At 61.1% G+C, this 13,351-nt stretch carries 12 protein-coding genes; 11 read left to right on the top strand and 1 reads right to left on the bottom strand.

From position 1 onward, the window contains the following. Positions 1-46 precede the first annotated feature (46 nt). Together L3X40_RS08385 and L3X40_RS08380 are read left to right on the top strand one after the other, a co-directional pair. Entirely contained in the window at positions 47-832 is a 786-nt protein-coding gene (locus L3X40_RS08385) for a tyrosine-type recombinase/integrase (RefSeq protein ID WP_237365190.1), read from the top strand. Between the two features lie 407 nt (positions 833-1,239). After that, positions 1,240-1,440, top strand: coding sequence for a hypothetical protein (locus L3X40_RS08380; protein WP_237365189.1), 201 nt, complete (start codon positions 1,240-1,242; stop codon positions 1,438-1,440). Between the two features lie 599 nt (positions 1,441-2,039). On the opposite strand, the gene L3X40_RS08375 is transcribed toward L3X40_RS08380, so the two are convergent. Then, a complete protein-coding gene (locus L3X40_RS08375) occupies positions 2,040-2,867 on the bottom strand; it encodes a tyrosine-type recombinase/integrase (RefSeq protein WP_237365188.1) in 828 nt (275 codons plus the stop codon). Between the two features lie 144 nt (positions 2,868-3,011). Here L3X40_RS08375 and L3X40_RS08370 point away from each other — a divergent pair, with 144 nt between their 5' ends. The 9 genes from L3X40_RS08370 to L3X40_RS08335 all read left to right on the top strand — a co-directional run bounded on the left by L3X40_RS08370 (position 3,012) and on the right by L3X40_RS08335 (position 13,300). Beyond that, the gene (locus L3X40_RS08370; RefSeq protein WP_237365187.1) at positions 3,012-4,412 is read left to right on the top strand and encodes an EAL domain-containing protein; all 1,401 of its coding nucleotides are present in this window, start codon (positions 3,012-3,014) and stop codon (positions 4,410-4,412) included. Continuing rightward, the gene (locus tag L3X40_RS08365) at positions 4,409-4,672 is read left to right on the top strand and encodes a hypothetical protein (RefSeq protein WP_237365186.1); all 264 of its coding nucleotides are present in this window, start codon (positions 4,409-4,411) and stop codon (positions 4,670-4,672) included. The genes L3X40_RS08370 and L3X40_RS08365 overlap by 4 nt, the downstream gene beginning before the upstream one ends. Then, positions 4,669-4,797 carry a hypothetical protein gene (locus tag L3X40_RS22310; RefSeq protein WP_272907933.1) on the top strand — a complete coding sequence of 43 codons (129 nt, stop codon included), beginning with the start codon at positions 4,669-4,671 and terminating at the stop codon, positions 4,795-4,797. Before L3X40_RS08365 ends, L3X40_RS22310 begins: the two co-directional genes overlap by 4 nt. Positions 4,798-4,933: 136 nt before the next feature. Then, positions 4,934-5,221 (top strand): hypothetical protein, encoded by a 288-nt coding sequence (locus tag L3X40_RS08360; protein ID WP_237365185.1) that lies wholly within the window; start codon positions 4,934-4,936, stop codon positions 5,219-5,221. Between the two features lie 433 nt (positions 5,222-5,654). Further along, positions 5,655-6,191, top strand: a complete 537-nt coding sequence (locus tag L3X40_RS08355) for a hypothetical protein (RefSeq protein WP_237365184.1) — start codon at positions 5,655-5,657, stop codon at positions 6,189-6,191. A gap of 263 nt (positions 6,192-6,454) precedes the next feature. Continuing rightward, positions 6,455-7,591 carry a CsgG/HfaB family protein gene (locus L3X40_RS08350; protein WP_237365183.1) on the top strand — a complete coding sequence of 379 codons (1,137 nt, stop codon included), beginning with the start codon at positions 6,455-6,457 and terminating at the stop codon, positions 7,589-7,591. An 86-nt stretch (positions 7,592-7,677) separates the two neighbouring features. Further along, complete coding sequence (locus tag L3X40_RS08345; protein WP_237365182.1) at positions 7,678-11,805, top strand: beta strand repeat-containing protein; 4,128 nt, start codon at positions 7,678-7,680, stop codon at positions 11,803-11,805. 154 nt (positions 11,806-11,959) lie between these two features. After that, a complete protein-coding gene (locus L3X40_RS08340) occupies positions 11,960-12,565 on the top strand; it encodes a peptidoglycan-binding protein (RefSeq protein WP_237365181.1) in 606 nt (201 codons plus the stop codon). Positions 12,566-12,610: 45 nt separating this feature from the next. Then, the gene (locus L3X40_RS08335; RefSeq protein ID WP_237365180.1) at positions 12,611-13,300 is read left to right on the top strand and encodes a MotA/TolQ/ExbB proton channel family protein; all 690 of its coding nucleotides are present in this window, start codon (positions 12,611-12,613) and stop codon (positions 13,298-13,300) included. Positions 13,301-13,351 lie beyond the last annotated feature (51 nt).

The following is a 13,351-nucleotide window of genomic DNA, read 5'->3' as shown; positions in this document are numbered from 1 at the left end:
TTTGTCGTCTTGGACAGTTAACGATAGGGCAGGTCGGAGAAAATATTTGACTGAGCGGGAACGCGAGTCGTTCCTCCATGCCGCTGCGGGACGTGAGAAATGTGTCCGCAGCTTTTGCTGGATGCTGGCAGCGACCGGCTGCCGCATTTCCGAAGCCCTTGCGCTGTCCGAGGACAGCATCGATTTTGAAGCTGGCCATGTGATCGTCGAGAGCCTGAAAAAGCGGGGCAAGCAGGTCTTCCGCACGATTCCCCTGTCACCGCTATTGCTGCGCCTGCTGCGAGATGCCCTTGATGAGGGGATTTTGGGTCCGGACCGTCTCTGGCCCTGGTCGCGCATGACCGGCTATCGCCGGGTCTGCGAGGTTATGCAGGCCGCCCGGGTCACCGGCGCTCATGCTTCGCCGAAAGGCCTGCGCCATGCCTTTGGCGTCAGCGCGATCCAGTCGAACATTCCGTTAAACCTGATCCAGCGCTGGCTCGGCCATGCCGATATCAAGACGACGACGATCTATACCGATGCGATGGGGCCTGAAGAGCGTCAGTTCGCCTCGCGCATGTGGCGGTCCGAAACCAAAAGGGGGCCTCAGCGGCAACCCAGACGCAAGCGCATCGTGGTGGTGCCTCGCGTGCCCTCTGCCGATGTGGGCACGGCTGTCGTCCTGCCAGTCACCGGGCATGATCAGACACCCACCGACACCTTTCTTCCGCAAGCCGCCCGCAAGACTGGGTCGCTGCTGAGACTCGCCAGAGTGCTCAACAACCATGTCGGGGAACTCTTCCATCACGCCTGTCGCTCGGAGGAACCCGAGCGCCGATTCTCCTTGGCATGACGCCGAGCAACTCGACGGCTTCGCGCGGACGGCCGAGCCTTCCGTAGCAAATGGGACGGCTCTTGGTCGGGTTCTTTTGTGACTTGCAGCGAACGTGCGAGGCAGGTCCTCATTGTCGGCAAGCCGGTGCGGGTAGCATTCGACCGCGACAAAGGTCGATCGGGAGCGGATGCTTGTCGAAGCGCGACCCATGCCATTGAATAACTTCGAATCGTCGGTCAGACAGCGCGCTCGGTCTAATCTCTTCGATCTTCCGGGACGTTCAACGCAGCCTCGCGGTCCTTTACCGATTGGGCCGTGACATCGCTCGAAAAGCGGTAGACGCTAGCAAAGGACATTGCCGTGTAAACGCCGCCTGGGCGTAAGGCACTGTCGTTCCGTCAAAAATTTGAAATGAGGAGCCTGTCATGGCCGCCGAAATTGACGCGGGCCGTGTTGCTTTTGCACTAGCCCAAACCACCCTTTCGATGCTCGTCGCATCGGGAGTGCTCGATAGCGAAATCGTGCACGCCGCGGCGAACAAGTTGGAGAACAACGGAAACCTGGAAATGTCGCACCACGAAATTACCACTCTCGCAGGCGCCATGCGATCATCCGCCGGATCGTAAAGCGCGCGCTCTCCCTCCACGCAGTCGCAAGCTGGGGCCAGCGAGGCTGGATCCCGGCGCTGCGCAACTCGTACGCATCGCGAGATGTGGAGCCCGCCTTTCCTCTTTCAGGTTCCGGCGGGCGTAGAATTACCCTCGAGAGTTCCGGGCCGGCCTGACCGGCCCGGTTCCACCGCATGCGCCTGCTGATGTTCGCACCTGCGCAAATTTTCTTTCCGATGAACTCCGATGGCGGTTGCCTCAAGCGCTTCAGATCGGGGTCCGACGCACCTGTCCAAAGCCTGTCGGCTGATCGCATGAACTGACTGGCCAAATGTACAACGCGCTGCGCGCCTGACGGCTTGCAGCACCCGAAAAATCGTGCGCTTCATGCACGTCATTGTCCCACCTTGTCCCACACACGCCTTGTCTCACGGTGCGCTTGGCTTGGCGACGGCCAAAAACCGCTAAAACCGGCGGTAATCCACGTCATTTGCGACAATCAGGTGCAGCGTCGATGGGCTGGACGCATGCGTTCCCTTAATGTGCCGGTCATCGGCAATCGATGACAACGTCGGCATGTGCAGCTTGCCGCGAATGGAAGGATAAGTATATGAAACCTAAAGGGAAACCGCGTGACACTGTACCCAATTCTGTATCAGAGGGCAATAGAAGTTGAACGCCAGGCGTAAAAATCGTGCGACATCAGGTGCTTCGGGAGACCCCTGCGCCGCTGCGAAACTCGCAGTTCTGCGAGGTTTTTTTGAGTCGGAGCGCCGCTCCTCGCGATCTTTTTCGGTCATTTTAAGACCAGGTTCGATTGCCGTCCAATCGGCCGCCTGGACCGCGTTTTTGGGTTCGGGGTGCGAACCGACGCGGGAGCTGCGCCACATGCGCGCCGCGATCTCACGCTCTTCGGGACCCATAGCGCAAGTGTAGATTGCGGTGGTCTTTATGTCTGCGTGTCCGAGCCATTTCTGCACGAGGGTAAGCGGCACACTGGCCTGAATGGCCCTCACGCCAAAGCCGTGGCGCAACCCCTTTGGGCTGGCGTAGCTCCCGAATATCCGCGCCTTCTGCATTACTTCGCAGATGCGCCGATAACCGGTCATCCGTGACCAGGGCCAAAGACGTGCGTCGTCCAAAGGTCTGGCGCTGAACCATTTTTCAAGCTCCTTGAGGAACTTCGCGGGCAGCGGAACAGCCCGGAAAACCAGCTTTCCGCGCTTCTTCAGGCTCTGGATGATGACATGCTTCGCTTCAAAGTCGACGTTACGGACAGTCATCGCGAGGGCTTCGGAAATACGGCAGCCGGTAACAGCGAGCATCCAGCAAAAGCTGCGTACGGATAGCTCCTCTTCTTCGGCCGCTGTCAGGAAATTATCCATTTCAGCTGGAGTTAAATATTTTCGCTGTCCTTCACGATCGTAGATCGTCGACGGTGTCATCGGCCCCGCTTTCGAGACGCCTCTAAATTTTATGCGATCACCGCCGGCTTGACCTGCATCGGCGTCATGACCGGGCGCTGATACAGAATTGGGTATTCGGTCGCAGAATCAGGCGATGTTCTCGCTCGATCAAAGGGGGCGACTATGGAAGGGAGAACGGAGGAGAAGGGCGCAAGCATCCACTTTCTGCGGCCTCGCGCCCGGCGCCCTGATGTCCAGAGCATCCACTTCGTTTTTCGGATCGATAATTACCCTCATATCCTGCGCGCTTATGGGCCGGAAGTAGCGCGATCGGCGGTTGGTCAACTCAACGGAATCCTGGCGGATTTTTTCCGCGACGACGGCCTTGTGACGCCCGAGCCGGACGGGCGGCTCGAAGTGCTCCTGTGGAACCGTGCCCTGCTTGGCGGGCTGCCGCTCGAAAAGGCCTGCGAACGCTGGATACACTCCTTTTGTGCCGCTATCGCGATGGTGCCCCTCGAATGCGCGGGCGAGCAACTGCACCTTGCTGTCTCCGGAGCATGGGCCGGCGTGGAAGCGGAGGTTAACGATGGACCCGATGCACTGGCCTCCTGTGCCCTGCATGCTCTTGAGCGTGTCCGCTTTCCCGGCGATGCGCCCGATTATGGCGAGGTCTGGTCCGTGCGCTATCGCGGCGACATGGCTGCCGCGGCCGAATTGTTCGGCGCGATCGATGTCGAGCAAATGGCTGCTCTTTTCGCAGCAATCGACGGCCAGGAGGGCTCCACGCTGCCTCGACGCGAGGGCCGCCAGGTCGCGCTTGCCTGGCAGCCTGTTCGCGGCGCGGGGGATGCGAATGGAGTACTGTATCATGAATGTCTGATCCGTCTGGTCGACGATGAGGGCAACAGCCATCCGCCGGGCGGTCTGATCGAGGGCCTGGAGCGGTTGGGGCTCGTCCGTGCCCTTGATCACTACATTCTCTCATCCGTCATCGCGGAGCTCGAGAATAATCCAGGCGTCACGCTCGGTGCCAATATCTCCGCGCAGAGCGCGCAACTTGATGGCTGGTGGCAGGATATCGAGCTGCGTCTGGCGGCGGACCGTTCGGTCGCGCAGCGCCTTGTTATCGAGATCACGGAGACGACCGCTTTCCCGAACATCTCGGCGGCGGCGACGTTCGCATCGCGGATGCGCACGCTGGGCTGCATGATTGCGGTCGACGACTTCGGCACCGGGTTTGCTTCGGTAAGGCAGCTTCTGGCTTTGAAGCCCGACATTGCGAAGATCGATCGTTTCTTCCTCGCGCGCGCTGGACAATCCCCACGGGACCGGGCCGCCTTCATGCATCTGGTAGGGCTGGCCGATGCGCTGGCCTCCATCGTGGTCGTCGAAGGCGTCGAGAGCGACGAGCAGTGCAAACTCGCACTCGAGGCGGGCGCAATGTGGCAGCAGGGTTGTCGTCACGGGCGGCCTGGGCTGACCCGGACCTGGCGGTGGGAACCCGAGAGCGTCGCCAGCGGGTCTTCACGCGGTTTCAGGGAGCTGCCAGTAAACTCCCCCATCTCGGGCCGGCCGTCATGAAGGCTGTCGAAGAGATGACGGGCCATGGGGGCGAAGCGGCGCATCCGCTCCACCAGGCGCTCAAGACGCTCCAGCTCTCACAGCGGATGCTTACAGGCGGTGCGGCTGATCTTGCCGCTCCACACGTCCAGTTCGCGATCGACCTGATCGAGCCGCTCGCGCGCCGTCAGACGACCTGTCTCCTGCTGCCGATCGACGGCGGCAAAATGGATCGCCGAACTCCATGCACATTCGCGCTGCCGGCGGAGATCGCCTCATGATCAACGCGCGTTTCCTGAGCCGCGGCGTGGTGTCGATGTCTGTGCATCCTTCCTTGCTGGCGGGCAATTCGGCGGTCGCAGTCACCCGAAATGCCGAGCTTTCAACGGAGGCGCGACGGCCATGATCAGGCGGGGGAGTGAAGGGTACGCGCGATTCCAGCGTAGCGAGATCAGGAATGATGACGAGATAATACCCTCGCCTGACGGCCGCCGCTTCATGAAAGGCTGCATGATCGCGATACCGTTGAGTGCGATCCTGTGGTGGCTGATCCTCCAGGTCGCGAGCGCAATGATATGAACGGCCTGCGTGAAATCCCCGTGGGGACCGACGCGGCGCAGCGTCCGTCCTCAATTGATGGATCGGGGGCCTATGTGTGCTGGGTCAACACCGGCTCCTCCGGCCACTGTGAAGAATGGACGATGGCTGTCGTCCAGCCCCCACGCGACGATGGGCCCTCCCTTCTCGCTGCATGGGTCGTCGCCTTTGGAATGATCGGCCTTCCATTCTGGGTGGTGATCGCCTGGGCCGTGTGGTGGCTGTTCCAATGAGCAAGGCGCATCGTCCGAACGCTTCGGCGCCCACGGCGCCGAACGGCCGCAACGCAGGCCTCACGGCGCTGATCGAGCCCGGCTGTCCCCCTTTCTTGCCGGTTCCCTCGGGTCGCACCCTGGGGAGGCGAGGCGCAACACCGACCAGCGCAACAAAAGCGCGACCCCTACGGTGGTGCGTCTCGCCGAACCCGTCGATCGCCGGACGCGGCGATCACCTGACAGCTTCCTGGAGAGGATGCTGGAGTGGCGTGCGTAGGACGTCGAAAGAAGCGCCGCGCACGCCATATCCTATCACCGGAACGCACTCGCCCAAGTCGCTCGCAGCACCGTCTGCGGGGCTCGTTCCTGTTTCCATCGCGTCACCATGGTGCGCGCCGCCCTGTAACGATCAGTTCCGTCTCCTCAAAGCGGATCCCCGGAGTATTCTTGCATGAAAACGTCACCCATAATTTCGGGTGCGCTCGTCGTCGCGCTGCTTTCGTCATCGCCACTTCTTGCCAACAATGTTGGCGAGAACGGCGCGTGGCAATTCGACACGTCCGCAGACAAGGTCAACAAGGCCTATCTGGAAGATCTGAGGCAGAAGAAGCAGAACGGCACCTACGCCGCACCCGTCTATAATACTTACATCGATCGCCAATATAATTGTTCCGTCGCGGCAAGCGCGGTCGGTAACTCATCGTCATCCAGTGCCATCGCCAACTCGCCATCGACCAGCGGCCATTCGTCGACGTCGACCGGCAATGCGAACTCCACTTCTACCAGCAGTGGGTTTGGTTCGGGTTCAGGGTCCACCTCGGCCGATCAGAACAACTCCGGTTCGGTCGATGCCAGCACGTCGGGCGATCAGTCGACCAGCGTGCGCGGCAACAATCAGCAGGCGCTGAACACCGATCAAATCAACTCGGGTGATCAGACGGCCTCGGTGTCAGGCTCGACCGCCTGCCAATACGGCGCCCTCAACTGATGTCAGAGGCATTCAAGACAATGTTACGCAAACCGAACCTTCCCCGGCGGCTTGTGCGCGCCAGTGTCCTCGCTTTAGCGGCGGTAAGCGTATCTGGCTGCGCGGTCATGCATCCGGGGCTGGACACACAGCGCCTTGCGCCCGGCGAGGTGCCCACTCCGCTTGGCCCGCCGGTCCGCGATAACCGTTCCCCCATGGAAGCGGCGCTCGCGTGCTTCGGCGACCAACTGATTGCCAGTCGCGGTCCTCAGCGCGTCATCGCCGTGGGCGACGTCAAGGACTATACAGGCAAGTATTCCATCAACGAAGGTAACGCGATCACCCAAGGCGGCGCGTTAATGGTCTATTCAGCGCTCGGCAAAATCGGTGGTCCGCTGAGGATTGCCGAGCGCTTTGATCCGACCGTTGCCGAGCGGGAGCTTGCCTATACGGACCGGCGGCAGCTTGGTGATGGCAATGCTCATGAGGTCAATGGCAACAGGGTTCCGTGGCTTCCATATTTCGGAGGGACCATAACTCAGTCCGACTATTATATCGTTGGAGGAATCACGGAACTAAACTACAATATTCGTTCGGGCGGTGGCGAAATTCAGATTAATAATATCGGACCTAAGGCCCGAGTTTTTACTCAAAGTGTGGCAGTTGATCTTCGTATAGTTGATTCCCGCTCCTTGTTGGTAATAAAGACAGTCAGTCTTACAAAACAGTTTAGCGGCTATGAAATTGGAGCGGATGTATTCCGCTTCTTCGGCACCGACCTTTTCGACATCAATATTGGTGCAAAGGGTCAGGAGCCTTTGCAGCTTGGTATCCGTACAGCGCTTGAGGAAGCGACCATGCGGCTGGTGGCAGCGGTTGCAAAAGTCGATCCGGCGGCTTGCATGGGTCAGCGGCTGGAAACCATTCCAGATTTGCCTGCAGACAAGTTACGAGGGCGGGCGTTGCGCCAGCCTGCCAATGCCGAGGTAGCAATTCCGTCCGCTCCCGCTGGTCAGACTAGTTCTTCGACCCCGGCCGGGGCTTCGCTCAATCAACCGACTGGAACTGATCGAGGCGGGTCGTCGGGACCAGCAAGCGACGCAGGGCTCCAGATTGGATTTGAGTTTGGTGATGCTACGTTGACCGGTGCTGGCCAGTCCGTGCTCGATCGCGTGGCGCAACGGGCGGCAACCGGTCCGACCGATCTCATGATCGTCGCGCGCGACACGGAAAACTGGGATCCGGCGAAACGTGACAGCCTGCTCGATCAGCGCATCGCAGCGGTGGTTTCAGCACTCGCCAATCGCGGTGTGCCCATTGGCGGCATCACGGTCGCCTGGCGGCCCGACAAGTCCGACACATCCATTCATCGCGATGGTCCGGGGTTTCAGGAAATCGCGAAGATTCAGGTCAGAAAATAGGAGGAAGAGCACAGGGGGGACAGCCCCCGGAAGTTGCACACGTACAGATTAGATCATTTCACTGATATCCACCGAAAGGAATCTTAATGAGTAATAAATCCAGGAGAATGCGCTCTGCATTGCTTGCGGGCGCAGGTACGGCTCTCATCACCGGATTGGCGGCCTCGCCTGTAGCTGCGGCACCATCCGAAGATCAAACCTCAACCAACTCCATCACTGTCCAACAGCAGTTCAATGACTTCAACACGCCTACAGCGGGTCAGGAGCTGAATGGCAACACGCAGGGCTCGATCAACGCCGACATCACCAACAATGATGAAGACAATTTTGCCCTCGAAAACAGCACCGTAACTGTCGGCTCCTCGCCCACCACAGGTAACAGCTCGTCAGCAACGGGCTATGCGAACACTGCTGACCTTACCGTCAATGCCGATCTGAACAATGTGGCGGGTTCGGGCTTTGCGACCGAAAATGCGTCGTCCAATGGCGCCACGACCGGTGCGACCGTCAACGCAACCACGGACATTGGCGTCGCGCTGACCCAGCAGAATGTCAGCACGGCCGCAACTGTCTCCAACGGCACCGACCTTGGCGTCACGATCGACAATGGCGCGACGGACAGCACGGTCACGATCGCTGGCAACCGGAACGCCGCTACGGGCGTCCTCAACTCCGGTTCGACTTTGATCGACGCCAGCGCCAACAACAGCAGCGGTTCTTCGGGTATCGGTTCGTCGCAGTCGAGCGTCGATTCCACTCTCGCGGTGTCGGTGTCCTCACTGAACAAGCTCGAAACCGGTTCGGGCACGTCGGGCGTCGCGTTGAACGACAGCACGGCCGAATTGACGGATAACAGCCAGACGGCAACCGCCGTGGCGAATTCGGGATCGAATCAGCAGAGCGTGGCTGGCAATGACCTGACGCTTGCCGACGAGGCGACCGGCAATGCCCAGGTCGGTGGCGCTGCAAGCGCCATGGGTGGTTACGCAACCGCGTCCAACCAGGAACTCTCCGGTGCAACGGCCGCTGGTGTCAGCTCCACGATTAGCGATGCGGCTGGTGTGGGCGGCTACCTTGCCACCATCGACGGCGATGTTGTGGGTTCGACCCTCAACAATGATCGCAATGCCGCGAACGCTTTGGCTCGCGGTAACGAAGTTGTGAATGCGACCAGCATCGACGCGAACAGCATCGCGACTGGTTCGCTGGCTGCCCCGGCATCCGGCACGGTCGCCGCGATCGCATCGCAGCAGAGCGTCACGGGCACTGTGGCGATCGACGCCGCGGTAACCGGTGCTGGTACCGATGGTCCGATGGTTTCGAACGTGATCACCGGCGATCTCGGCGCGAATTCCGCCATCACTGCGTCTGACAACAGCGTGCTGGCGAATGCGGTCGGCAACCGTGGCGGAAACGCGATTTCTGCTTCCGCCACCACGATCGACACCAGCGGTTCGGAAATTGGAACGGCGTTCGACGGTAACGCCAATGCGGCCTTTGCCGTGGCGAGCCAGCAGACGGTGTCTGAAGGAACGACGATCACGGCCGGTCTGGTCGATGATGTCGCGGCTCCCGCAGCCGGCACATCCATCAGCACGGACATTGATGGAAGCGTGATCGATTCCAGCGTGGCGTCGCTCGGCAATACGCTGACCGCATCGGTTGCGGGCAATCAGAGCCTGACCGGCGGCAATGCCGTCACTCTGTCGGGCACGAACATCGCGACCAATGCTGCTGTTGCCAATGTCCAGTCGATGGATGGCGATCTGGCTGCGGCGATCGGTTCGGAAGGCACGGCGGCTGTGCCGGCTGGTTCGGTTCCGTTTACCTTCGCGGGAAGCAGTACTGGCGCAGATGGTAACTATACCTTCACCGGTACTGCGGCTGGCAGTGCGGGAGATCGTGACGCCCTTGCAGCAGCCTACCCGACGCTTTCATTCACTTATGATACTGGCGTCATCACGATTGTCGCGGACAATCAGTTGAGTGACATCTCTACTTTTGACGCCGCGTACGCCACGCTAGGCAGCGCGGGATCACCGGCGAGCGGTGGCGTGATTGTCACTGTCGGCAATGACATCACCAACAGCAGCGTTGCGGTGAATGGCAATGCGACAGACGGTTCGGTCATGGGCAACAGCGGGACCAACCGCATCGTCGCTGACGCGACCGATCTGTCTGGCGGAAGCGCAATGACAGCAGCATCGTCGACAGTCGGCGGTGGCACCGTCCAGGCGATCGCCGATCTGGCGGTGGCAAACACCCAGTCGGTCGGCGAAACCGCTGAACTGACGAGCAACGTTGGCGGAGTATTCGGCATCACGGCGGAAGGCGTTACCGCCCCCGACGATCTGAGCGATGTCAGTGACAGCACGCTCTCCGTGTCCGAAAACACGCTGGACTCGGCAGTCACCGGCAACGCGGTCGCCAATTCCGTCGGCCTGAGCGCGACCAATCTGTCGAACACATCGGCACTGGCCAGCAGTCAGCAGATGGATGGCGTTCTGAGCGCCCAGGTTGCCGATTTCACTGGCGCCTTCGCCGTTATTGGCCGCGATGTGACCAGCAGCTCGGTACTTGTCGACGGCAATGCCATCAGCGGCGCAACCACCGGCAACGATGCCGCAAACACGCTGGCGGTGGCTGGGTCCAGCACGCTTGCGGCTGGCGATACGACGGTCGGTGCGACCGCCGATCCGTCCGCCGGTATTCTGGATTCGGATCGGGTTGCCGCGGCCGATCATGCGCTGACCAACGTTCAGGGTCTCGGTGCCGGCACGCTCGTAACCAATGTCACTGCCGGATATGGCATCTCGACGCTGGGTGCTGGCGCTCCGGGTCTCGACGACGACACGAGCGACATCGCCAGCAGCACGTTGTCCGTTTCGGACAATGTCCAGTCGGCAATGACCACGGGTAACACCGCGGCCAACGTCGTGGGCATCAGCGGTGGCAGCATCGCCACCAACGGCGCTCTGCTGTCGGTTCAGACCAGTGGGGCTGACTCCGCCACGGCCACCTCGACGATGTCCGTCGCTGCACCTGCTGCGAATGAACTGTCGACGCTGGCTCTCAACGGAAACGCCAACAGCGCTTCGTCGACCGTCAATGCCGCTGAAAACAGCATGACGGTTGCTGCCGCGACCAACCTTGCTTCGACCACGGTCGATGCCGGGCCACCCGCGACGGAAGGCGCCAATGCCAGCCTCTCGGGTGATGCGACGAGCGATTATGTCGCTGCCGCTGATTATGTCGTGAACAACTTCCAGGCAGTTGACGCCGGGACCGTTGCCGCGACAGCCACCACCGACATCTTGAACAATGATGGTGGTACCGATCCGGCTCAGTTCGTGACGGATGGGATCCAGCAGAGCACGGTCACCGTGAATGGCAACGCCACACAGGCCAACGCCACCTCGAATCGCTCGGTCAATTCTCTGGCGCTGTCCGCAAACAGCACCAGTGCCTCGGCTGGCGTGCTTAACCAGCAGGAAAGCGCGGCCGGGGTAACGGCAACCGCGACAACCACCGCTGGTGTCGAAGTGTCCGGTTATGAAGGCGGTGTCACCGACCCGTCGCCAATCGACAGCAGCGCGCTGACGGTTGCCGGCAATGCGACCACGGCACGGGCGGGTGGCAACACTTCGACCAACTCGCTTTCTGCGGCTGCGACGGCGTTTGCCAACAACAGCGCAGGTGGCAGCACGAGCCTCGATGCGGATCGTGCTGACAGCGTAAGCGCCACCTTTGCGGTGCTGAACGAGCAGGCCAACAGCGGTCCGATCAACGCGGCAGCCAACGTCACCTATGGTGCTGGGTTCAATACCCTGGGCGATGCGCCGACTGTGACCAACTCTGCGGTGGCGCTGAATGGCAACAGCGCGGCATCGGTGGCTTACGGCAACGCTGCCACCAACCAGTTGACGTTTGCCGCGCTCAACAGCCCGGTTGCGGGCGTTGTGCCGACCACGACGGCCATCGCCAGCAACCAGCTCAATACCGGCAACGTCACGGCGGCTACCGGTGCACTGGCTGGATCGCTGAACATCAATGCGAACAGCACTGGTGCCGGCAACAACGGTCCCGTCAGCCAGAGCAGCCTGTCGATCAACGGCAATGCCTTGTCGGCGGCGGCTTACGGCAACAGCGCGACGAACACGCTCACCGTTGGTGGGAACAACGTGAACGTCACGGTGTCGCACCTTATCCCGTAAGCAGAGTTCCGGCACCCTGCCCTAAGGGTGCCGGAATGCCCGGGAACCCCCTAACAATTGGTGGTCGCGCCCCGACCACTAAAATCCGGGTATCCCCCTGCCTCACCCCAAGGCAGGGGGGCTTCCGGGAGCCTCAGAAAGATCCGTCGCTGACATGCCCTGTCCCATTCTTCGTTACGCTCTCAAGCCCGTCGTGATCATGGGTCTGCTCGTCACGGCGAGCGCGGGGCAGGCAGCCGACGGCTCCGGCAAGTTTTCCATTCGAGGTCCTGGCTCGCAAAGCTGCGCTGCCTATCTCGCGGCCGCTGGCAAGCCGGAAGACAACGCCCGCTACGCCAGCTGGCTCCTGGGTTATGCGAGCGCGCGCAACCGGACCGAGCCGAACACCTACGATTTCATCCCTACCGAAGCAGGGACAGATTTTCCCAACATCGTCGCGGCCATCTGCAAGAGCAATGGCAAGGCGAGCGTTGAACAGGCGGCCCATTCAGCCATTACCGCGCTGGCTCCGATGCGGCAGGCCAGCGCTTCGCCGCTCGTCGAGGTTCAAGCCGATGGCAAGGCGGTTAAAATCCATCAGGAAGCCCTGCGTACGCTTCAGACCGCACTCATTGCAAAGAGGGCCTTCAGCGGACGGGCCGATGGCCTCGCAAGCGCGCTTCTCGTGGCGGCGCTAAAGGAATTCCAGCGAAAGGAATCCATTCCGGTGACTGGCTTGCCCGACATCGACACGTTCATTCGCGCGGTCATCAAACGCTGATGCGGGCGCCGGGCTTCGACACGAAATAACGAGGGGGATAATCATATGAATGCCGGGTCCGCATCGACAGCGTCACCGTTGCACATCTTCATGAGCGCGGACTGGCTCGTCCAGAGCATTATCATCCTCCTCATTTTGGCGTCGATCGCGTCCTGGTCGCTGATAATCAATCGCAGCTGGACCATCCTGCGTGAGCGGCGTCATGTTCGCAACGCAAGGCGTGCGCTGACATCGGTCGGTACGCGCGACGAACTGGATCAGCTGATCGAGCAGGAACGCGGTCAGATCGTTCCCATCCTGAGCGCGATTGGCGCTGAATGGCGTTGGTCCAGCGAAAACCCGCAGCACGACTACGACCAGGCACGCGAACGCATCCTCTCGATCGCCGAGATGGCAGTCACACGAGAGGGCCGGCGGCTTTCTGGCCGAACTGCCTGGCTCGCCACGATCGGATCGACCGCACCCTTCATCGGGCTGTTTGGGACGGTCTGGGGTATCATGCGAAGCTTTCTCGCCATCGGGTTGAGCCAGGACACCTCGCTCGCCGTCGTGGCGCCCGGTATCGCCGAAGCGCTGCTGGCGACCGCCATCGGCCTCTTCTGCGCGATCCCGGCCGTCATCGGCTATAACCGGTTGCAGCAAGGTATCGCCGAAGTCGATGCCGAGTGGCGGTCGACCGCGGGGCTGCTCGAGGTCGCCATTTCCCGGCATTTCAGCGGGCGGGGCCGGCGGTGATGCCGGCAGCGACCATCCGCTGCGGTAATCGCCGCATCCAGCTGTCCTGTG

It is taken from the genome of Rhizorhapis sp. SPR117, assembly GCF_021742065.1.
The sequence above is the reverse complement of the archived record's forward strand: the minus strand, read 5'-3'. Positions and strand labels throughout refer to the sequence as shown.